The following is a 19294-nucleotide window of genomic DNA, read 5'->3' as shown; positions in this document are numbered from 1 at the left end:
CTCAGCGAGAGCCGGGACGGCACCTGGCCACGGGGGAGCGCGGCAGCGCGACGTCAGGAATGGTCGCCGCCGCGGAGCTGGCTGACGACGTGCGGCAGGAGCGGGCCGAGGACGGCGAGGCCGTCCCGGACGCCACCGGTGGAGCCGGGCAGGTTCACGATGAGCGTGCGCCCGGCGGTGCCGGCGAGGCCGCGGGACAGCACCGACGTCGGCACGTGGTCGGCACCGAAGCGGCGCACCGCCTCGGCGATGCCGGGTGCCTCGCGCTCGAGCACCGCGCGGGTCGCCTCCGGAGTGACGTCGGTGGGCGAGAGGCCGGTGCCCCCGGTGGTGAGGACGACGTCGGCCCCGCCGGCCACGGCGGCCCGGAGGACCTCGGTGAGGGCCCCGACGTCGTCCGGGCGGACGTGTGGGCCCTCGACGGCGAAGCCCAGCTCCTGCAGCCCCTGGGCCAGCAGCTGCCCCGAACGGTCCTCGTAGACCCCGGCGGAGGCCCGGTTGGAGGCGGTGAGCACCACGGCCCGGGCGCCGGCGGGCAGCTCGGCGGTCACCGGACCCAGTCGCCGTTCTTGCCGCCGGACTTGGCGAGCAGCCGCACGTCGGTGACCGACGCACGCGGGTCGACGGCCTTCACCATGTCGATGACGGTCAGCCCGGCCACGGCCACGGAGGTCAGCGCCTCCATCTCCACCCCGGTGCGGTCGGCGGTGCGGGCGGTCGCGGTGATCTCCACGGCCTCGTCGGTCACCTCCAGGTCGACGGTGACCCCGTGCAGCGCGATGGGATGGCACAGCGGCACCAGGTCCGGCGTCCGCTTGGCCCCGGCGATGCCGGCGATCCGGGCCACCGCGATCGCGTCGCCCTTGGGCACCCCGGTGCCGCGCAGCAGCGCGACCACCTCCGGGCTGACCAGGACGCGGCCGGCGGCCGTCGCGACCCGGGGGGTGACCGGCTTGGCGGTCACGTCGACCATCCGGGCTGCGCCGGTCTCGTCGACGTGGGTCAGGCGCGGTTCGCTCACTGGAGGGCTCCTTCGATCAGGACGACGGCGACCTGCGCGCCGGCGGGCAGTTCGGTGACGTCCTCGGGGACGACGACCAGGCAGTTCGCCCGCGCGAGGTGGGCGACCAGGTGGGAACCGGGCCCGCCGACCTGGCTGACGACCTCGCCGTCGAACCGGCCGCGGAGGAACTGCCGGCGGCCGGCGGGGGAGCGGAGCGGGGTGGTCAGCCGGGCGGTCGTGCGCAGCCGGTCGGGGGAGCCGTGGCCGAGCGCGCGGCGCAGCGCGGGCCGGACGAACACCTCGAAGGAGACGAAGGAGCTGACCGGGTTGCCGGGCAGGGTCACCACGGGGACTCCGTCCACGGTGCCGGCGCCCTGCGGCCCGCCCGGCTGCATGGCGACCTTGCCGAACTCGACGGTGCCCAGCCCGGCGAAGGCGTCCTTCACCACCTCGTAGGCCCCGGCGCTGACCCCGCCGCTGGTCACCAGCAGGTCGGCGTCCGGCAGCTCGGCGCGGACGGCGGTGAGGAACTGCTCGACGTCGTCGGGCACGAAGTGCAGCGTGCGGGCCTCGCCCCCGGCATCGGCCACCGCGGCGGCCAGCAGCACCGAGTTGGACTCGTAGATCTGCCCCATCCGCAGCGGCCGGCCCGGCTCGACCAGCTCGCTGCCGGTGGAGAGCACCAGCACCCGGGGCCGCCGGCGGACCGGGACGGTGGCGTACCCGACCGCGGCGGCCAGGCCCAGCTGGGCGGCGCCCAGTGCGGTCCCGGCCGGCATGGCCAGCTCGCCGGCCCGGATGTCCTCCCCGGCGTGGCGCAGGTGGCTGCCGGCGGCGGGGGAGGAGCTGATCGTGACGACGTCCGTGCCGGCGTCGGTGCGCTCGACCGGGACGACCACGTCGGCGCCGGCGGGCACCGGGGCGCCGGTCATGATCCGGTGCACGGTGCCCGGCTCCAGCGGGGGGACGTCGCTGCGGCCGGCCGGCAGGTCGGCGGCGACCGGCAGCCGGAGGGGGGCGTCCTCCCGGGCGGACCCCACGTCGGCGTGGCGGGCGGCGTAGCCGTCCATCGCGGAGTTGGTGAAGCCCGGCAGCGCGACCCGCGCCGTCAGGTCCCGGGCCAGCACCCGCCCTGCTGCCCCCGCGACCGGGACGTCCTCGACCGGCAGCGGGGCGAGCAGCCCGGCGACCACTGCCTGGTGTTCCTCGACGGTGCGCACCCGCCCATCCTCACCGATGGGCCCCGGCGCCGGGACGGTGCGGGGACCGGTGGTGCGCCACCGGTACTCGCACCACGCAGCGTGACCGGGCAGGCTGTCCGAGTGATGATCATCGGATCGCGGCCGGGACGCCGCCGACGGAGTGGAGAGGACCGCTGACCGCCCTGGAGGGACCCGCCGTCGTCGTCGGTCAGGTGGGCCGGGACCTCGTCCTGAACATCGACCGGCTGCCGCGCGGCGGGCGGTCCACGGCGGTGCGCCGCCGGCGCGAGGTGCTCGGCGGCAAGGGCGCCAACCAGGGGCTGGCCACGGTCCAGCTGGGCTGTCCGGTGGCGCTGGTCGGCGTCCTCGGGGACGACCCGGCCGGCGATCTGGTGCTGGCCCAGGCGGTCAGCGACGGCCTGTGGGTGTCCGGGGTCGTCCGCCGGCCGGACGCGGCGACGGCCCTGCTGGTCGACCTGGTGGAACCCGGTGGCGTCCGCCGGCTGCTGGAGGACGTCCCCGGCCCGACCCTGCTCACCCCGGCGGACGTCGCGGCGGCCGATCCGTTGCTCCGCCGGGCCCGGGCGGTGCTGCTGCAGCTCCAGCAGCCCGGCGACGCGGTGCGTGCCGCGCTGCAGCGGGCGCCGCGCGGCGCGCTGACCGTGGCCGACGGGGCCCCGCCGGACGAGGAGACCCGGGACGCGCTGCTGGCGTCGGTGCACGTGCTCCGCGCCGACGAGGCCGAGGCGGCGATGTGGGTGGGTGGTGAGCTGGACGGGCTCCGCGACGTGCGGGCCGCGGCCCGCGAGCTGTGCGCCGCCGGCCCCCGGGTCGTCAGCCTCGCCGCCGGCGAGGAGGGCGACCTGACCGTCTGGCGGGAGCCCGGCGGCCAGGTGCGGGAACAGCTGGTGCCCTTGCTGGGGCAGGACCCGGTCGACCCGACCGGGGCCGGCGACAGCGTCGTCGCCGCCCTGACCGTCGCCCTGCTGCGCGGCGCCGACCCCCGGACGGCGGCCTGGGAGGCCGGTGCCGCGGCGGCGCTGACGGTGTCCCGCCTGGGCGGCCGGCCGCGGCTGTCCCCGGCCGAGGTCGCCCGGCTCGCGGAGGAGGGCCGGTCCCGGGTGTAGCCGGGCCCGGTTACGGTGTTCGGCGATCAGCGCACGACGGGCGGAGGACCTGGTGACCGAGATCGACCGGATGCTGGCGGCCAACGAGGCCTGGCTCGGGGAGTTCCCCGGAGACCTCCCGGTGGCCCCGGCGCGCAAGGTCGCCGTCGTCGCCTGCATGGACTCCCGGATGCCGCTGTTCGGCATGCTCGGCCTGGCCGTCGGCGACGCGCACGTCATCCGCAACGCCGGCGGCGTCGTCACCGAGGACACCCTGCGCTCGCTGACCATCTCCCAGCACGTGCTGGGCACCCGCGCGGTCGTGCTGGTGCACCACACCGACTGCGGCCTGAACAAGGCCACCGACGACCAGGTCGCCGACCTGGTCGAGCAGCGCACCGGGCACCGGCCGCCGTGGGCCGCCCGCACCTTCACCGACGTGGACGCCGACGTGCGCGAGTCGATGGCGCTGATCCGCGCGACGCCCTACCTGCTCAGCACCGAGGTCCGCGGGACCGTCTACGACGTGGCCACCGGGAGGCTGCGCGAGGTCAGCTGACCACCGTCGCCGTCCTGCCGGGCAGACGGCGGGAGGCCGGGCTGGTGTGGCTGGTATCGTCATCCGCTGGTGCGCGCCGCCGGCTGGTGCGCGCGCGTCCGGGACCCCGACCCGTCGGGTCAGTCCGCGTCTCCCGTGTTCGGTGAGGCGATCCCACCAGCCACCCGCCCGACGACGACAGGACAAGTGAGCCTCGTGCGCACGTACAGCCCCAAGCCCGGTGACATCACCCGGGCCTGGCACGTCATCGACGCCACCGACGTGGTGCTCGGTCGACTCGCCAGCCAGACCGCGATCCTCCTCCGCGGCAAGCACAAGCCCCAGTTCGCGCCGCACGTCGACGCCGGCGACTTCGTCGTCATCGTCAACGCGGGCAAGGTGGCCCTCACCGGCTCCAAGCGCGACACCAAGGTCGCCTACCGGCACTCCGGCTACCCGGGCGGCCTGCGGGCGATCAACGTCGGTGACGAGCTGAAGACCCGTCCCGACCGCGTGATCGAGCGCGCCGTCAAGGGGATGCTGCCGCACAACTCGCTGGGCCGGCAGATGCTCTCCAAGCTCAAGGTCTACGCCGGGCCCGAGCACCCCCACGCCGCCCAGCAGCCCCAGACCTACGAGATCAAGCAGGTGGCCCAGTGACCAGCGCACTGACCGTGACCGACGCCGACGGGCGTCCCATCCAGACCGTCGGCCGCCGCAAGGAGGCCGTCGTCCGCGTGCGTCTGCTCCCCGGCACCGGCCAGTTCAAGCTGAACGGCCGCACCATCGAGGAGTACTTCCCCAACAAGGTGCACCAGCAGCTCATCCGTGAGCCGCTGGTGATCCTGGAGAAGGCCGAGCAGTACGACGTCGTCGGCATCCTCAACGGTGGTGGCGTCAGCGGCCAGGCCGGTGCGCTCCGCCTGGCCATCGCCCGCGCCCTCATCGAGATCGAGCCGGACGACCGTCCGGCGCTGAAGAAGGCCGGCTTCCTCACTCGTGACCCCCGCGTCACCGAGCGCAAGAAGTACGGCCTCAAGAAGGCCCGCAAGGCCCCTCAGTACTCCAAGCGCTGACCGGTACGTCTGTGGGTCGCCTGTTCGGGACCGACGGCGTCCGGGGTCGGGCCAACGCCGACCTCACGCCGGAGTTGGCCCTCTCGGTGGCGCGTGCCGCCGCCAGCGTGCTCGCCGACCGCGACGGGACCTCGCGTCCCGTCGCGGTCGTCGGCCGCGACCCTCGCGCCAGCGGGGAGATGCTCGAAGCGGCCGTGGTCGCCGGCCTGGCCAGCGCCGGGGCCGAGGTGCTGCGCGTGGGTGTGCTGCCCACGCCGGCGATCGCCCACCTCACCGGCCGCACCGACGCCGACCTCGGCGTGATGATCTCGGCCAGCCACAACCCGATGCCCGACAACGGCATCAAGTTGTTCAGCCGCGGGGGCCACAAGCTGCCCGACGCCGTCGAGGCCGCGATCGAACGCCGGGTCGCCGGCCAGGACGAGGCCGACCACCGGCCCACCGGCGGGGGGATCGGCCGGGTCCGCGACCTGGCCGGCGCCGCCGAGGACTACACCGCGCACGTGCTGTCGGCACTGCGCGAGCCGCTGCGCGGCCTGCGCGTCGTCGTCGACTGCGCGCACGGCGCCGCCGCCCGCGCCGCGCCCGAGGTCTACCGCCGGGCCGGCGCCCAGGTGCACGTCATCGGTGGCGAGCCCGACGGCTGGAACATCAACGACGGCATCGGCTCGACCCACCTGGGCCCGCTGATCGAGGCCGTCGCGGCGCACGGCGCGGACATCGGCATCGCCCACGACGGCGACGCCGACCGCTGCCTCGCGGTCACCGCGGAGGGTGACGTCGTCGACGGCGACGCCATCCTGGCCATCTGTGCCCTCGCGCTGCACGAGAGCGGCAGCCTGACGAACGACACGGTGGTCGCCACCGTGATGAGCAACCTCGGCTTCCACCACACCATGCGCGCGGCCGGGATCACGGTGCACACCACCGCGGTCGGCGACCGGTACGTGCTGGAGGCCCTCCGCTCGCGCGGGCTGTCCCTCGGTGGTGAGCAGAGCGGGCACCTGGTCTTCCTGGACTGGGCCACCACCGGCGACGGCCTGCTCACCGGCCTGGCCCTGCTCTCCCGGATGAGCGCCACCGGCGCCTCGCTGGCCGAGCTCGCCTCCGTGGTGCAGCGGCTGCCGCAGACGCTGGTCAACGTGCCGGTGACCGACCGGCTCGCGGTCGCCGAGAGCGACGAGGTGGCCCGAGCGGTCAACCAGGTCGAGGAGGAGCTGGGCGACGCCGGCCGGGTGCTGCTCCGGCCCTCGGGCACCGAGCAGCTGGTCCGCGTCATGGTGGAGGCGCCCACCCAGGAGCAGGCCGACGAGGTCGCTGCGCGACTGGCCGAGGTCGTCGCCGCCACCAGCTGACGTCGGGTCCCCTCGGCGTGCTCTGCCCGCTGCCACCTGACCCAGCCGCTGAGTGGTGGCGGGTGGGTCAGCTGGGGCCGGTGGGTGGCGATGGTGCATGTCCTCCCGGATGTGACGGGTCGGTACTGGACAGCCGGTACCCTCGGGTGAATGTGCGGAATCGTGGGGTACGTCGGCCCGAAGGACTCACTGGACGTCGTCCTGGAGGGTCTGCGCCGGCTCGAGTACCGAGGGTATGACTCGGCAGGTGTGGCGGTTCTGGCCGATGGTCGGCTGTCCACCGCGAAGAAGGCCGGCAAGCTGGCCAACCTGGAGAAGGAGCTGGCCGAGGCGGGGCTGCCGGCCTCCACCATCGGCATCGGCCACACCCGGTGGGCGACGCACGGTGGCCCTACCGACCGGAACGCCCACCCGCACGTCTCGGCCGACGGGTCGGTCGCGGTGATCCACAACGGGATCATCGAGAACTTCGCCCCGCTGCGTGCCGAGTGCGAGGCGACCGGCGTCGAGTTCGCCTCCGAGACCGACACCGAGGTGGTGGCGCACCTGCTCGCCGCCGTCTACGCCGAGACCGCCGAGGGGCCCGGCCGGCTCGCCGAGGCGATGCGCACGGTCAGCCGCCGGCTGGAGGGCGCCTTCACCCTGGTGGCCACCCATGCCGCGGAGCCGGACACCGTGGTGGCCTCGCGCCGCAACAGCCCCCTGGTCGTCGGTGTCGGTGAGGGCGAGTACTTCCTGGGCTCGGACGTCGCCGCGTTCATCGCGCACACCCGCAACGCCCTCGAGCTGGGCCAGGACCAGGTCGTCGAGCTGCACCGCACCCGCGGGGTGACGGTGACCGACTTCGACGGCGCCGCGGTCGAGCCGACCGCCTACACCGTCGACTGGGACGCCGCGGCCGCCGAGAAGGGCGGCTACGACTGGTTCATGCTCAAGGAGATCGCCGAGCAGCCGCAGGCGGTGGCCGACACCCTGCTCGGCCGCCTCGGCGAGGCCGGTGAGCTGGTGCTGGACGAGGTGCGGCTCTCCGACCAGGACCTGCGGGACATCGACAAGGTCTTCGTGGTGGCCTGCGGCACCGCCTACCACGCCGGGCTGATCGCGAAGTACGCCATCGAGCACTGGACCCGCATCCCGGTCGAGGTGGAGCTGGCCAGCGAGTTCCGCTACCGGGACCCGGTGCTGGACCGCTCGACGCTGGTCGTCGTCATCAGCCAGTCCGGCGAGACGATGGACACCCTGATGGCGCTGCGGCACGCCAAGGACCAGAAGGCCCGGGTGCTGGCCATCTGCAACGCCAACGGATCGACGATCCCGCGGGAGTCCGACGCGGTCCTCTACACCCACGCCGGGCCGGAGGTCGCCGTCGCGTCGACGAAGGGCTTCCTCACCCAGGTCGTGGCCTGCTACCTGGTCGGCCTCTTCCTCGCCCAGGTGCGCGGCGTCAAGTACGCCGACGAGGTCGCCGCCATCGTCGAGGACCTGCGCGGCCTGCCCGAGGCCGTCAGCCGGGTGCTCGCCGACATGGAGCCGGTGCGGGAGCTCGCCCGCTCGCTGGCCACGGAGAACACCCTGCTGTTCCTCGGCCGGCACGTCGGCTACCCGGTGGCCCTGGAGGGCGCGCTCAAGCTAAAGGAGCTGGCCTACATCCACGCCGAGGGCTTCGCCGCCGGCGAGCTCAAGCACGGCTCGATCGCGCTGATCGACCAGGGCACCCCGGTGGTCGTGGTCGTCCCGTCGCCGCGCAGCCGGGAGTCGGTGCACGGCAAGGTCGTCTCCAACATCCAGGAGGTCCGCGCCCGGGGCGCCCGCACCATCGTGATCGCCGAGGACGGCGACGACGACGTGCTGCCCTACGCCGACCACGTGATCCGGGTGCCGCGCACGCCGACCCTGCTCGCCCCGGTGGTCACCACCGTGCCGCTGCAGGTGCTGGCCTGCGAGATCGCCAGCACCCGCGGCCTGGACGTCGACCAGCCGCGCAACCTGGCCAAGTCCGTCACCGTCGAGTGACCGCCCGGCTCCTCGGCTCTGCACAGGCCACCTGATCGACGGCCGTCCCCCTGCACCAGCGTCGGTGCGGGGGACGGCCGTAGGTGGAAGACGAGGGCGGCAGGCAGACTGACCCGGTGATCATCGGGGTCGGGATCGACGTCTGCCCGGTGGAGCGGTTCGCCGCCTCCCTCGCCCGCACCCCCGGGCTGCGGGACCGGCTGTTCACCGCGGACGAGCAGCGCACGCCCTCGGGTGCTGCGCGCACCGGGGAGTCGCTGGCCGCCCGGTTCGCGGCGAAGGAGGCGCTGGCCAAGGCGCTCGGTGCCCCCGGCGACCTGCACTGGCACGACGCGGAGGTGGTCGTCGGCGAGCGCGGCCGACCGCACCTGGAGGTGCGCGGCACGGTGGCCCGGCGGGCGGCCGAGCTGGGCGTGACCTCGTGGCACGTGTCGCTGAGCCACGACGGGGGCATCGCCTCGGCCGTGGTCATCGCAGAGGGCGGGGTGCACCCGCAGGGCCGGTCGGCGGCGGTGCACCGGCCCGAGGGAGGTCGGGCGTGATCGGGCTGTTCTCCGCTGCGCAGGTGCGCGCCGCGGAGCAGCAGGTGCTGGCCGGCGCCCGTCCCGACGTGCTGATGCAGCGCGCCGCCACCGGCCTGGCCACGACCTGCCTGGGTCTGCTGGGCCGGGCGCACGGCGTCCGGGTGGTGCTGCTGGTCGGCTCCGGTGACAACGGCGGGGACGCGCTGCTGGCCGGCGCCCGGCTGGCGGCCCGCGGGGCGCAGGTCCGCGCCGTCCTGCTGGACCCGGAGCGGGCGCACGCCGCAGGCCTGGGCGCTCTGCGGCGGGCCGGCGGCCGGGTGGTCGACGCCGACGCGGCCGGCCTGGAGCGTGCCGACCTGGTGCTCGACGGGATCGTCGGCATCGGCGGGTCCGGTCCGTTGCGCCCCGCGGCGGGCGAGCTGGTGCGACGCGCCACCGCCGGGCCTGGCCTGCTGGTGGCCGTCGACGTCCCGAGCGGGGTCGACGCGGACACCGGTGAGGTGCCCGGTGAGGCGTTCCCCGCCCAGCACACGGTGACGTTCGGGGCGGTCAAGCCCGGGCTGGTCGTCGGCGCCGGCCGGGGCCGGTCGGGCACGCTGCACCTGGTCGACATCGGCCTGGCCGACGCACTGCCCGCGCCGGACGCGGTGCAGCTGACCGACGCCGACGTCGCCGGCCACCTGGAGGCGCCCGACGCCGAGGACGACAAGTACTCCCGCGGTGTGGTCGGCGTCCTCGCGGGCTCGGCGACCTACCCCGGTGCCGGGGTGCTCTGCACGGGGGCCGCGCTGCGCACCCGCCCGGGCCTGGTCCGCTACGCCGGCACGGCGGCGGACGGCGTGCGGGCCGCCTGGCCGGAGGTGATCGTCACCGCGGGCCGCCCGGGGGACGCCGGCCGGGTGCAGGCCTGGGTGGTCGGGCCGGGCATGGGCACCGACGACGACGCGCTGAGCGTGCTGCGCGAGGTGCTGGCCACCGACCTGCCGGTGGTGCTCGACGCCGACGCGCTGACCCTGCTCTCCCAGCACCGGGAGCTGGTCGGGGACCGGTCGGCGCCCACCGTGCTGACCCCACACGACCGGGAGTTCGCCCGCGTCTTCGGCGAGGTCGGCACCGACCGGCTCGCCGCCGCCCGCCGGGGCGCCGCCGACCTGGGCTGCACCGTGCTGCTCAAGGGCGAGGCCACCGTGGTGGCGGACGCGGCGGGGAGCACCTTCGTCAACGGCACCGGCACGCCCTGGCTGGCCACCGCCGGCACCGGTGACGTGCTCGCCGGCATCCTGGGGGCGGTGCTGGCCACCGGCGTCCCGGCGGCGGAGGCCGCCGCGGTGGCCGCGCACCTGCACGGCCGGGCCGGCCAGCTGGCCGCCGAGCGGGGTCCGCTGATCGCCGGTGACCTGGTGCGCCGGCTGCCCGAGACGGTGGCCCGGCTGCGGGGCAGCGCGGCCTGACCCGCCTCGCCTGGGAGAGTGGACGGCGTGACGCAGCTGCAGCAGGCGCTGGACAGCCGGGCGGAGGTCGTGGTCGACCTGGACGCGATCGCCGCGAACACCACGGCGCTGCGGGAGCGGGTCGGCCGCCCGCTGATGGCGGTGGTCAAGGCCGACGGCTACGGCCACGGCCTGGTGCCCGCCGCCCGGGCCGCGCTCGCCGGCGGGGCGGACGCCCTCGGGGTGACGGTGCTGGAGGAGGCGCTGGCACTGCGCGCGTCCGGGGTCACCGCGCCGCTGCTGTCCTGGCAGCACGCACCGGGGGAGGACTACGCCGCGGCGCTGGCCGCCGACGTCGAGGTGTCGGTCAACGCGGAGTGGGCGCTGGCCGAGGTGGTCGACGCCGCACGCGCCACCGGCACGGCCGCCCGGGTGCAGCTGTTCGCCGACACCGGGCTGTCCCGGGAGGGCGCCACCCCGGAGGCCTGGCCCGGCCTGGTGGCCGCCGCGGCCCGCGCCCAGGCCGACGGCGTGCTGACCGTCACCGGACTGTGGAGCCACCTGGCCTACGCCGACGCCCCGACCCACCCCACGATCGGCCGGCAGGTGCACGTGTTCGAGGAGGCGGTGGCCCTCGCCCGGGCGGCCGGGCTCACCGAGGCGCGCCGGCACCTGGCCAACTCGGCGGCGACGATCGCGCTGCCGGACACCTGGTACGACATGGTCCGGCCGGGCGTCGCGGTCTACGGCCTGGACCCGCTCGGCGGTGACCCCGCGCAGTACGGGCTGCGGCCGGCGATGACGGTGCGGGCCCGGGTCGCGCTGACCAAGCGGGTGCCGGCCCACGTCGGCGTCTCCTACGGACACACCTACGCCACGGCGCGGGAGACCACCCTCGCGCTGGTGCCGGTCGGGTACGCCGACGGCGTCCCGCGCGCGGCCGGCAATCGCGCGCCGGTGCTGGCGGCCGGTGCGCAGCGCACGATCGCCGGGCGGGTGTGCATGGACCAGTTCGTGCTCGACGTCGGCGACGACCCGGTGACCCCGGGTGACACGGTGGTGCTGTGGGGGCCGGGCGAGGACGGCGAGCCCACCGCCCAGCAGTGGGCCGACGCCGTCGACACCATCCACTACGAGCTCGTCACCCGGGTGGGCGGCCGCTTCCGGCGCCGCCACGTCGGCACCGCCGGGGTGCCCCGATGACCCGCGGCGCGGCTCCGCACGGCAGCCACCACCTCGGACGCACGGCCGGCCTGATCGGCGCCGCGGTCGGTCTGGCCGCGGCCGGGACCGCCGTCGGCGTCGCGGTCACCCGGACGGCGACCTCCCGGGTGCGGGCCGGTCAGCTGGCCGGCCAGGGCGGGGCGGACGGCCGTCCGGTCGCCGACGTGCCGACCGCGGAGCTGCGCGAGGAGGACCCGCTGGGCGCGGGCACCCGCCCCGCCGACCGCGCCCTGGTCGTGCGGGCCGACGACGGGGTGCCGCTGTCGGTGGAGGAGGTCGGGCCCACCGACGCCCCGCTGACCGTCGTCTTCGTGCACGGCTACGCGCTGTCGATGCGCTCCTGGACCTTCCAACGGCGCGACCTGGGCGCCCGGCTGGCCACCGCCAACGGCCACCGGCCCGCCGCGCGCCTGGTCTTCTACGACCAGCGGGGGCACGGCTCCTCCGGCCGGGGCGCGGCCGACCGCTCGACGATCGACCAGCTCGGCGCGGACCTGGAGACGGTCCTCACCGCCCGGGCGCCGCGCGGCCCGGTGGTCCTGGTGGGGCACTCCATGGGCGGGATGACGGTGCTCTCCCTCGCCCAGCGCCGGCCGGACCTGTTCGGCACCCGGATCGCCGGGGTGGCCCTGGTCTCGACGTCCAGCGGCAACCTCGCCGACCTGGACTTCGGGCTGCCCTCGCTGCTCACCCGGGTGCGCGCCGCCGTCCTGCCGGTCGCGGTGTGGACGATGCGCCGCCGTCCCGGGATCGCCGAGCGGACCCGGCGGCTGGCCAAGGACGTCGTCTCGGCCGCGACCTGGTCGCTGTCGTTCGCCTCCACCGACGTCGACCCGGCGCTGGGCCGGTACGTGGACGCGATGATCGCCGGGACGCCGGTCGACGTGGTCGCCGAGTTCTACCCGGCGATCGCCGGCCTGGACGTCGGCGGGGCGGTCGAGCCGCTGCGCCGGGTGCCCACCCTGGTGCTCACCGGCGACGCGGACAAGCTGATCCCGAAGGAGCACAGCGAGCGCATCGTGGCGCGGTTCGAGGAGTCGGGGGAGGGGGGCGTCGACTACGTCGAGGTACCCGATGCCGGGCACCTGGTGCTGCTGGAGCACCCGGCCCAGGTGACGGCGGCGCTGGCGGACCTCATCCGACGGGTCGCCGCCGAGCAGCACACCACCGGCTGAGCGTCCCCGGCGGCGCGCCGTAGGGTGGCGCCGTGGCCGCACCCCGACCGCCCCGCCTGGACGCGGCCGCCGAGGAGGTGGCCCGCACCGCCGCGGCCACCGCGGACTGGACCGGCCTGGCGGACGTCGCCCGTGGTTGCGTCGCCTGCCCCGAGCTGGCCGCCACCCGCCAGCACGTGGTGATCGGGGACCGGCCGGACGGTGGCCGGCCGCGGCTGGTGATCGTGGGGGAGGCCCCGGGGGCCACAGAGGACGAGACCGGCCGGCCCTTCGTGGGGAAGAGCGGTGCCCTGCTGGACCTGCTGCTGACCGAGGCCGGGCTGGCCCGCGAGGAGGTCGCGGTGCTCAACATCGTGAAGTGCCGGCCGCCGGGCAACCGGACGCCCAAGGCCGCGGAGGTCGCCCGCTGCAGTGGGTGGCTGCGCCGCCAGCTGGAGCTGCTCGACGCGGGCACCGTGGTCGCCCTCGGGCTGTCCTCGGCGAAGTGGTTCCTCGGCCCGAGGACGGTGCTCGGCCAGGTGCGCGGCCGGCCGCACCACGTCGACGGGCGTGCGGTGTGGGTCACCTACCACCCCTCGGCGGCGATCCGGTTCGGCCCGAACGGGGCGCCGCGGGCGGCTCTGGCCGCCGACCTGCAGGCCGTGGCGGGCGCGCTGTGAGGCGCGAGCACGAGCTGCCCACCGTCGCCGACACCCAGGCGTTCGGCCGCGAGCTGGCCGGGCTGCTCCGGGCCGGCGACCTGGTCGTGCTGGCCGGGCCGCTGGGTGCGGGCAAGACCGCGCTCACCCAGGGCATCGGTGCCGGCCTCGGGGTGCCCGGCCCGGTCACCTCGCCGACGTTCGTGCTCGCCCGGGTGCACCGCGGCGGCCGGGTGCCGCTGGTGCACGTGGACGCCTACCGGCTCACCGGCATGGCCGACGTCGACGACCTTGACCTGGACGCGACCACCGAGGAGGCGGTCACCGTCGTCGAGTGGGGGCACGGGCTGGTCGAGCAGCTGGCCGACGAGCACCTCGTGGTCGAGCTGGACCGCCGGGACGACGACGTCCGCACGGCCCGGTTGGTGCCCGTCGGCCCGGGCTGGGAGCAGCGGCTCACCGAGGGCTGAGCGCGCCGGCGTCACGGCGGGACGCCCGGTCCAGCGGCGGGGCGCCGTCCGGGCCGGAGGGGGCTGTCCGGCCTCGCCGCCGCCACCAGGACGGTTGACGTCGCGAGTGACGGGGGTCACGCTCCTGGGGTCACCCGCTCCGGGCCCGAGGAGGAGACCGTGGCATCGACGAGGACGCGGATCGCAGCCTGGGTCGGCGGGCTGCTGCTCGGGATCGGCGTGCTCGCGCCGGCCTCCGCCCAGGCAGCGCCGGCCGACGCCCGACCCGGGGCGCCGACCGTCGAGCCGGTCATCGACGCCAACTTCCCGGACCCCGACGTCCTGCTGGTCGACGGGGTGTACCACGCCTACGCCACCAACTCCGATGGCCAGAACGTGCAGCACCGGACGTCGCGGGACCTGGTGCACTGGCGGGCGCAGGCCGACGTGCTGCCCGTGCTCGGGAACTGGGTCGGGGAGTGCAGCTTCGCCCCCGGCGGGGCCACCGACCGGTGCATCTGGGCGCCGGAGGTGTCTGCGGTCCCGGGCGGTGGCTACGCGCTCTACTACACCGCGCGCGACGAGCTGGCCCCGCGCCAGTGCATCGGGGTCGCCGTCGCAGCGTCGCCGGACGGGCCGTTCACCCCGGTCGGCGACCAGCCGCTGGTCTGCCCGGACGGTGCACGCGGCACCACCGACCTCGGCGGCGCCATCGACGCCGCGACGTACACCGAGGACGGCCAGCTGTACCTGCTGTGGAAGGCCGACGGCAACTGCTGCCCCGGGCTGACGGCGATCATCTACCTGCAGCCGCTGTCGGCCGACGGCACCAGGCTCACCGGGCCGCCGCAGGAGCTGATCCGCCGCGACCGGGCCTTCGAGGGCAACGTCGTGGAGGCGCCCACGCTGGTCAAGCGGGGGAGCACCTACACGCTGTTCTACTCGGCCAACGACTTCGGGGGCGGGGGTTACCGCACCGCGTACGCGACCTCGCCCAGCCTGACCGGTCCGTACACCAAGGCGACGACCGAGCTGATGACCACCGACCGGTTCCGGGGCGACGTGCGCGGCCCCGGCGGGCAGGACGTGGTGACCGACCGGCGGGGCGGGACGGCGATCCTGTTCCACGGCTGGGACCCGACGTACAGCTACCGCGCCGTGTACCTCAGTGAGCTGGAGTGGGACGCCGACGGCGTCCCGTCGGTGGCAGCCGCCGGGGACCGGTACCAGGCCGAGGACGGCGTGCTCACCCGCGCCACCGTCGTCCCCGACCCGACCGCCTCGGGTGGGGCGAAGGTCGGCGGGATGGACTTCCCGGACAGCTCCGTGACACTGCAGGTGACCGCGGACCGGCCGGGGCGGGCGACCCTGGCGATCCGGTACGCCAACGGCTCCACGGACGCAACCGGGCGGCTGCTGGCCACCGACCGGGTGACGGTCAACGGCCGGGACGCCGGGGTGGTCACCTTCGCCCACACCACCTGGGGCAACTGGCAGCTGGTCGAGCACGAGGTGCGGCTGCGCCCGGGCGTCAACACGGTGACGCTGACCCGTCTGACCGCCTTCGCCGAGATCGACGCGGTCGACGTGCACCCCGGCCGGCCGACGACGCCACCGGTCGCCCCGACCACGGACCCCGCGGACGCGACCCGGTACGAGGCGGAGGCCGGCGTGGTCACGAACGCGACCGTCCGCCCGGACCCCACCGCCTCCGCCGGCGCCGTGGTGGGCGGGCTCGATTTCGCCGACAGCTCGGTCACCGTGCGGGTCTACGCCGAGCGCAACGGCCGGGCCACGCTGGGCATCCGGTTCGCCAACGGGTCCGAGCGCGGCGGCTGGCCGGTCGAGGCGACCCACACGGTCACCGTCGACGGCCGGGACGCCGGGGTGGTCACCTACGCCCACACCACCTGGGGCAACTGGACGACCGTCGAGCACGAGGTGCGGCTGTCCCGGGGCTGGAACACCGTCACGCTGACCCGGGCGACGTTCTTCGCCGAGGTGGACGCGGTCGACGTCTCCTGAGGTCGGCTGCTGCGGGGGCTGGGCCCGGGGCAACTACCCTGGGCTCCCGTGCTCGTCCTCGCGCTCGACACCGCCACCCCGACCCTCGTCGTCGGGCTGGCGCGCTGGTCGCCCGAGCAGGGCATCGAGGTGTTCGCCGAGCGGGCCGTCGCGTCGGGCAACCGGCACGCCGAGCTGCTGACCCCCGCGGTGCGCGAGGTGCTCACTGAGAGCGGGCTGGCCATGCGCGAGCTGGATGCGGTCGTGGTGGGGCTGGGGCCCGGGCCCTTCACCGGCCTGCGGGTCGGGGTGGTCACCGCGGCGGCGCTCGGGGACGCCCGCGGCCTGCCGGTGCACGGCGTCTGCTCGCTCGACGCGATCGGCTCCGGCGCCCGCTCGGTGGTCACCGACGCCCGCCGCAAGGAGGTCCACTGGGCCACCTACGACGAGGCCGGGGCCCGGGTCGCCGGCCCCGGGGTGGACCGGCCGGAGGACGCCCCGGTCACCGACCCGGTGGTCGGCGACGCCCGGTTCGCCGAACGGCTGGGCCGTGCGGTCACCGCCGCCGAGGTGACGACGGCGGGGCTGCTGCGCGCCGCCGCGCCGTCGTTCGGCCGCCCGCCGGCACCGCTGGAGCCGCTGTACCTCCGCCGTCCCGACGCCGTCCCGTCGGTGACCCGCAAGCCGGTGTCCCAGTGACCGTCCGGCTGCGGGACATGACCGTCGCCGACCTGCCCCGGGTGATGGAGCTGGAGGAGGAGCTGTTCGCCCCGGACACCTGGACCGAGTGGATGTACCGCGACGAGCTCGCCCGCCCCGACACCCGGCACTACCTGGTCGCGGTGGCCGACGACGACTCGGTCGTCGGCTACGCCGGGCTGATCGCCTACGCCGACGAGGCGCACATCGCGACCATCGGCGTCACCGGCGCGCGGCAGGGTGAGGGGATCGGCGCACTCCTGCTGGACACCCTGCTCGCCGAGGCCGACCGGCGGCCGACCCCGGTGCTGCTGGAGGTGCGCGCCGACGACGCGGCCACCCAGGCGTTCTACGGTCGCCGCGGTTTCGCCGAGATCGGCCGGCGACCGCACTACTACCCGCTGAGCGGGGCCGACGCGGTCGTCATGCAACGGGAGGTGCGGTCATGAGCCAGCCGCTGGTGCTGGGGTTCGAGACCTCGTGCGACGAGACCGGCATCGGGCTGGTGCGCGGTCAGACGCTGCTGTCCGACGCCCTGGCCACGAGCATGGCCGAGCACGAGCGGTTCGGCGGCGTCGTCCCGGAGATCGCGTCGCGGGCCCACCTGGAGGCCATGGTGCCGACCGTGCACCGGGCGCTGGCCGACGCCGGGGTGTCGATCGACGACGTCGACGCGGTCGCGGTGACCGCCGGCCCCGGGCTCACCGGGGCACTCCTGGTCGGCGTGGCCGCGGCCAAGGCCTACGCGCTCGCCCTCGACGTCCCGCTGTACGGGGTGAACCACCTGGCCGCGCACGTGGCCGTCGACGAGCTGGAGCACGGCCGGCTGGCCGAGCCCTCGATCGCGATGCTGGTCTCCGGCGGGCACAGCTCGCTGCTGCTGGTGCCCGACCTCGCCCAGGACGTGCAGGAGCTGGGCCGCACCATCGACGACGCGGCCGGGGAGGCGTTCGACAAGGTCGCCCGGGTGCTGGGCCTGCCCTTCCCCGGCGGCCCGCCGATCGACCGGTCCGCAGCCGAGGGCGACCCGCGGGCGATCGCCTTCCCGCGCGGGCTCACCGGGCAGCGCGACGCCCCCTACGACTTCTCCTTCTCCGGCCTGAAGACGGCGGTGGCCCGCTGGGTGGAGGCCCGGGAGCGCGCCGGTGAGCCGGTGCCGGTGGCCGACGTATCGGCCTCGTTCCAGGAGGCGGTGGTCGACGTGCTCACCGCCAAGGCGGTGCGCGCCTGCCGCGACCACGGGGTCGACCACCTGGTGATCGGCGGCGGGGTCGCGGCCAACAGCCGGCTGCGGGCGCTGGCCCAGGAGCGCTGCGACGCGGCCGGCATCGTGCTGCGGGTGCCCAGTCGCCGGCTGTGCACCGACAACGGCGCGATGGTCGCCGCGCTCGGCTCCCGGCTCGTCGAGGCCGGCGTCACCGCGTCACGGATCGACCTGGGGGCCGACAGCTCGCTGCCGATCGAGGTCGTCAGCCGCTGACCCCTGTCCTGGCCATGTTCGCCAACATGGCCGGACGAGGCGGCCATGTTGGCGAACATGGCCGGGCGGTCAGGGGTGACCACAGACGATGGTGGTGGGGGCGCCGGCGACGCGGGTGACGACGACGACCGCGCTGCCCTCGCCCGGGCCGCGCAGCTGGCGGGCGAGGGTCTCCGGCTCGATCGCCGACCCGCGCTTCTTCACCGTCACCCGGCCCACGCCGCGCGCCCGCAGCAGCGCCTTCAGCTTCTTGAGGTTGAACGGCAGCACCTCGACCACCGGGTAGGACGAGACCCAGGGGGAGTCGGCCGGGTCGTCGGAGGTCAGGTAGGCGATCGTCGGGTCGACGAGCGTGCCGCCCAGCTGCCCGGCCACCAGGGCGACCAGGCCGGAGCGGATGACCGCCGGGTCGGGCTCGTGCAGCCAGCTGCGCACCGGGCCGGCGTCTGCGGTGCCGGGGTCGGTGGCGGCGGTGAGCTCGTGCAGCGCGCCGTCCCGGTCGACGACGGTGGCCCGGCGCCAGGTGCGGGAGGGCTCCCGGCCCCAGAGCAGCGCCTCGACGATCGAGCCGCCGACCGACACCCACTCCGCCTCCACGCCCGCCGGCACCCGGTCGTGGTCCAGCCCCGGAGCGACCTTCACCGCGCAGGTGGGGACGGCGTCCAGCAGCGCCCGCACCGTCGACCAGGGCGGTGACCACCGGTCGGGGTCCAGCTGTCGTCGTCCGCCGGCCCGCCGCGCCGGGTCCAGGACGGCGGCGGCGCACCCGGCCACCCGGCCGTCCGTGGCCGCGGCCACCAGCTCGACGGCGTCCCCGGCGACGACCTCGACCCGGTCGGCGAGCCCGAGCGCCGCGGTGTTGACCGTGGTCAGCTCCCGGGCGACCGGGTCGAGGTCGACCGCGACCACCCGGGCGCCGGCCCGGGCCAGGGCGATGGTGTCGGTGCCGGCGGCGCAGCCCAGGTCGACGACCGAGTCGGCGCCACCGGCCAGCAGCCGGGCGGCCCGGCGGTCGGCCAGCCGCGGCCGGCCGGCCTGCTCGAGGGCGTCGGCGGTGAAGAGGAGCCGGTCGGCGTCGGCGCCGAAGACCGCCCGCGCCCGGTCGCGCTGGCGGGCGAAGCCCCACGCGGGGCCGGCGAGTGCGACGCCCACCTCGGCGCGCAGCCGGGAGAGTGCGGTGACCGCGTCGGTGCGCTCGGCCAGCAGGGCGCCGGCCCGGCTCAGCGCCGCCGTACCGGCCGGCGTCGCCATGTCCCGCAGCTGTCGCACGGTCTCCGCCGCCTGGTCGCCGGAGGCGCCGGCGGGGTCGGGGATGGGCACCCCGACAGCCTGGTCCATCGGCCCGTCCCCCGGGTGGGCGACCCGGTTGAGTGGCTGG

At 75.9% G+C, this 19294-nt stretch carries 20 protein-coding genes; 16 read left to right on the top strand and 4 right to left on the bottom strand.

Going from position 1 to position 19294, the window contains the following annotated elements; genetic code table 11:
• Window positions 1-53: 53 nt before the first annotated feature.
• Genes HLA93_RS10010 through moeA form a run of 3 tightly spaced genes read right to left on the bottom strand, consistent with a single transcriptional unit; the run spans window position 54 to window position 2223 of the window.
• A complete protein-coding gene (locus HLA93_RS10010) occupies window positions 54-551 on the bottom strand; it encodes a MogA/MoaB family molybdenum cofactor biosynthesis protein (protein WP_222194219.1) in 498 nt (165 codons plus the stop codon).
• The gene (gene moaC, locus HLA93_RS10005) at window positions 548-1021 is read right to left on the bottom strand and encodes a cyclic pyranopterin monophosphate synthase MoaC (RefSeq protein WP_222194218.1); all 474 of its coding nucleotides are present in this window, start codon (window positions 1019-1021) and stop codon (window positions 548-550) included. Before moaC ends, HLA93_RS10010 begins: the two co-directional genes overlap by 4 nt.
• Entirely contained in the window at window positions 1018-2223 is a 1206-nt protein-coding gene (moeA, locus tag HLA93_RS10000; protein WP_222194217.1) for a molybdopterin molybdotransferase MoeA, read from the bottom strand. The genes moaC and moeA overlap by 4 nt, the downstream gene beginning before the upstream one ends.
• A gap of 116 nt (window positions 2224-2339) precedes the next feature.
• Between moeA and HLA93_RS09995 the strand changes: the two genes are divergently transcribed.
• From HLA93_RS09995 to tsaD, 16 genes are all read left to right on the top strand, one after another.
• A complete protein-coding gene (locus HLA93_RS09995; protein ID WP_439957977.1) occupies window positions 2340-3332 on the top strand; it encodes a PfkB family carbohydrate kinase in 993 nt (330 codons plus the stop codon).
• Window positions 3333-3384: 52 nt separating this feature from the next.
• Window positions 3385-3870, top strand: a complete 486-nt coding sequence (locus HLA93_RS09990) for a beta-class carbonic anhydrase (protein ID WP_222194216.1) — start codon at window positions 3385-3387, stop codon at window positions 3868-3870.
• A gap of 195 nt (window positions 3871-4065) precedes the next feature.
• Window positions 4066-4509, top strand: coding sequence for a 50S ribosomal protein L13 (gene rplM, locus HLA93_RS09985; RefSeq protein ID WP_222194215.1), 444 nt, complete (start codon window positions 4066-4068; stop codon window positions 4507-4509).
• Window positions 4506-4925, top strand: coding sequence for a 30S ribosomal protein S9 (rpsI, locus tag HLA93_RS09980; protein ID WP_368858260.1), 420 nt, complete (start codon window positions 4506-4508; stop codon window positions 4923-4925). Before rplM ends, rpsI begins: the two co-directional genes overlap by 4 nt.
• Before the next feature lie 11 nt (window positions 4926-4936).
• The gene (gene glmM, locus HLA93_RS09975; protein ID WP_222194214.1) at window positions 4937-6280 is read left to right on the top strand and encodes a phosphoglucosamine mutase; all 1344 of its coding nucleotides are present in this window, start codon (window positions 4937-4939) and stop codon (window positions 6278-6280) included.
• Between the two features lie 150 nt (window positions 6281-6430).
• Entirely contained in the window at window positions 6431-8293 is a 1863-nt protein-coding gene (glmS, locus tag HLA93_RS09970) for a glutamine--fructose-6-phosphate transaminase (isomerizing) (RefSeq protein WP_222194213.1), read from the top strand.
• A 116-nt stretch (window positions 8294-8409) separates the two neighbouring features.
• Complete coding sequence (locus tag HLA93_RS09965) at window positions 8410-8835, top strand: holo-ACP synthase (RefSeq protein ID WP_222194212.1); 426 nt, start codon at window positions 8410-8412, stop codon at window positions 8833-8835.
• A complete protein-coding gene (locus HLA93_RS09960; RefSeq protein ID WP_222194211.1) occupies window positions 8832-10268 on the top strand; it encodes an NAD(P)H-hydrate dehydratase in 1437 nt (478 codons plus the stop codon). Before HLA93_RS09965 ends, HLA93_RS09960 begins: the two co-directional genes overlap by 4 nt.
• Window positions 10269-10295: 27 nt before the next feature.
• The gene (gene alr, locus HLA93_RS09955) at window positions 10296-11450 is read left to right on the top strand and encodes an alanine racemase (RefSeq protein WP_222194210.1); all 1155 of its coding nucleotides are present in this window, start codon (window positions 10296-10298) and stop codon (window positions 11448-11450) included.
• Window positions 11447-12646 (top strand): alpha/beta fold hydrolase, encoded by a 1200-nt coding sequence (locus HLA93_RS09950; RefSeq protein ID WP_222194209.1) that lies wholly within the window; start codon window positions 11447-11449, stop codon window positions 12644-12646. Before alr ends, HLA93_RS09950 begins: the two co-directional genes overlap by 4 nt.
• A gap of 32 nt (window positions 12647-12678) precedes the next feature.
• Window positions 12679-13305, top strand: coding sequence for a uracil-DNA glycosylase (locus HLA93_RS09945; RefSeq protein WP_222194208.1), 627 nt, complete (start codon window positions 12679-12681; stop codon window positions 13303-13305).
• Window positions 13302-13754: a tRNA (adenosine(37)-N6)-threonylcarbamoyltransferase complex ATPase subunit type 1 TsaE gene (tsaE, locus tag HLA93_RS09940; RefSeq protein WP_222194207.1), complete on the top strand. Its 453-nt coding sequence runs from the start codon at window positions 13302-13304 to the stop codon at window positions 13752-13754. Before HLA93_RS09945 ends, tsaE begins: the two co-directional genes overlap by 4 nt.
• Before the next feature lie 159 nt (window positions 13755-13913).
• Entirely contained in the window at window positions 13914-15758 is a 1845-nt protein-coding gene (locus HLA93_RS09935) for a family 43 glycosylhydrolase (protein WP_222194206.1), read from the top strand.
• A 48-nt stretch (window positions 15759-15806) separates the two neighbouring features.
• Window positions 15807-16436 carry a tRNA (adenosine(37)-N6)-threonylcarbamoyltransferase complex dimerization subunit type 1 TsaB gene (tsaB, locus tag HLA93_RS09930; protein WP_222194205.1) on the top strand — a complete coding sequence of 210 codons (630 nt, stop codon included), beginning with the start codon at window positions 15807-15809 and terminating at the stop codon, window positions 16434-16436.
• Window positions 16433-16885 (top strand): ribosomal protein S18-alanine N-acetyltransferase, encoded by a 453-nt coding sequence (gene rimI / locus HLA93_RS09925; RefSeq protein ID WP_308128044.1) that lies wholly within the window; start codon window positions 16433-16435, stop codon window positions 16883-16885. The genes tsaB and rimI overlap by 4 nt, the downstream gene beginning before the upstream one ends.
• A complete protein-coding gene (tsaD, locus tag HLA93_RS09920; protein WP_222194204.1) occupies window positions 16882-17916 on the top strand; it encodes a tRNA (adenosine(37)-N6)-threonylcarbamoyltransferase complex transferase subunit TsaD in 1035 nt (344 codons plus the stop codon). Before rimI ends, tsaD begins: the two co-directional genes overlap by 4 nt.
• Before the next feature lie 69 nt (window positions 17917-17985).
• Here tsaD and HLA93_RS09915 read toward each other — a convergent pair whose 3' ends face one another.
• A complete protein-coding gene (locus HLA93_RS09915; protein ID WP_222194203.1) occupies window positions 17986-19254 on the bottom strand; it encodes a THUMP-like domain-containing protein in 1269 nt (422 codons plus the stop codon).
• Window positions 19255-19294: the final 40 nt, after the last annotated feature.

The organism is Modestobacter italicus, assembly GCF_019799965.1.
Taxonomy (GTDB): domain Bacteria; phylum Actinomycetota; class Actinomycetes; order Mycobacteriales; family Geodermatophilaceae; genus Modestobacter; species Modestobacter italicus_A.
Note: the sequence above shows the minus strand (reverse complement) of the source record. Positions and strands in the feature narration are given on the sequence as shown.

What these genes read in the sequence shown, in the direction of transcription:
- glmS (WP_222194213.1), top strand. Translation starts at nt 6,431, where the DNA reads ATGTGCGGAATCGTGGGGTACGTCGGCCCGAAGGACTCACTGGACGTC.
- HLA93_RS09950 (WP_222194209.1), top strand. Translation starts at nt 11,447, where the DNA reads ATGACCCGCGGCGCGGCTCCGCACGGCAGCCACCACCTCGGACGCACG.
- tsaD (WP_222194204.1), top strand. Translation starts at nt 16,882, where the DNA reads ATGAGCCAGCCGCTGGTGCTGGGGTTCGAGACCTCGTGCGACGAGACC.
- HLA93_RS09915 (WP_222194203.1), bottom strand. Translation starts at nt 19,254, where the DNA reads ATGGACCAGGCTGTCGGGGTGCCCATCCCCGACCCCGCCGGCGCCTCC.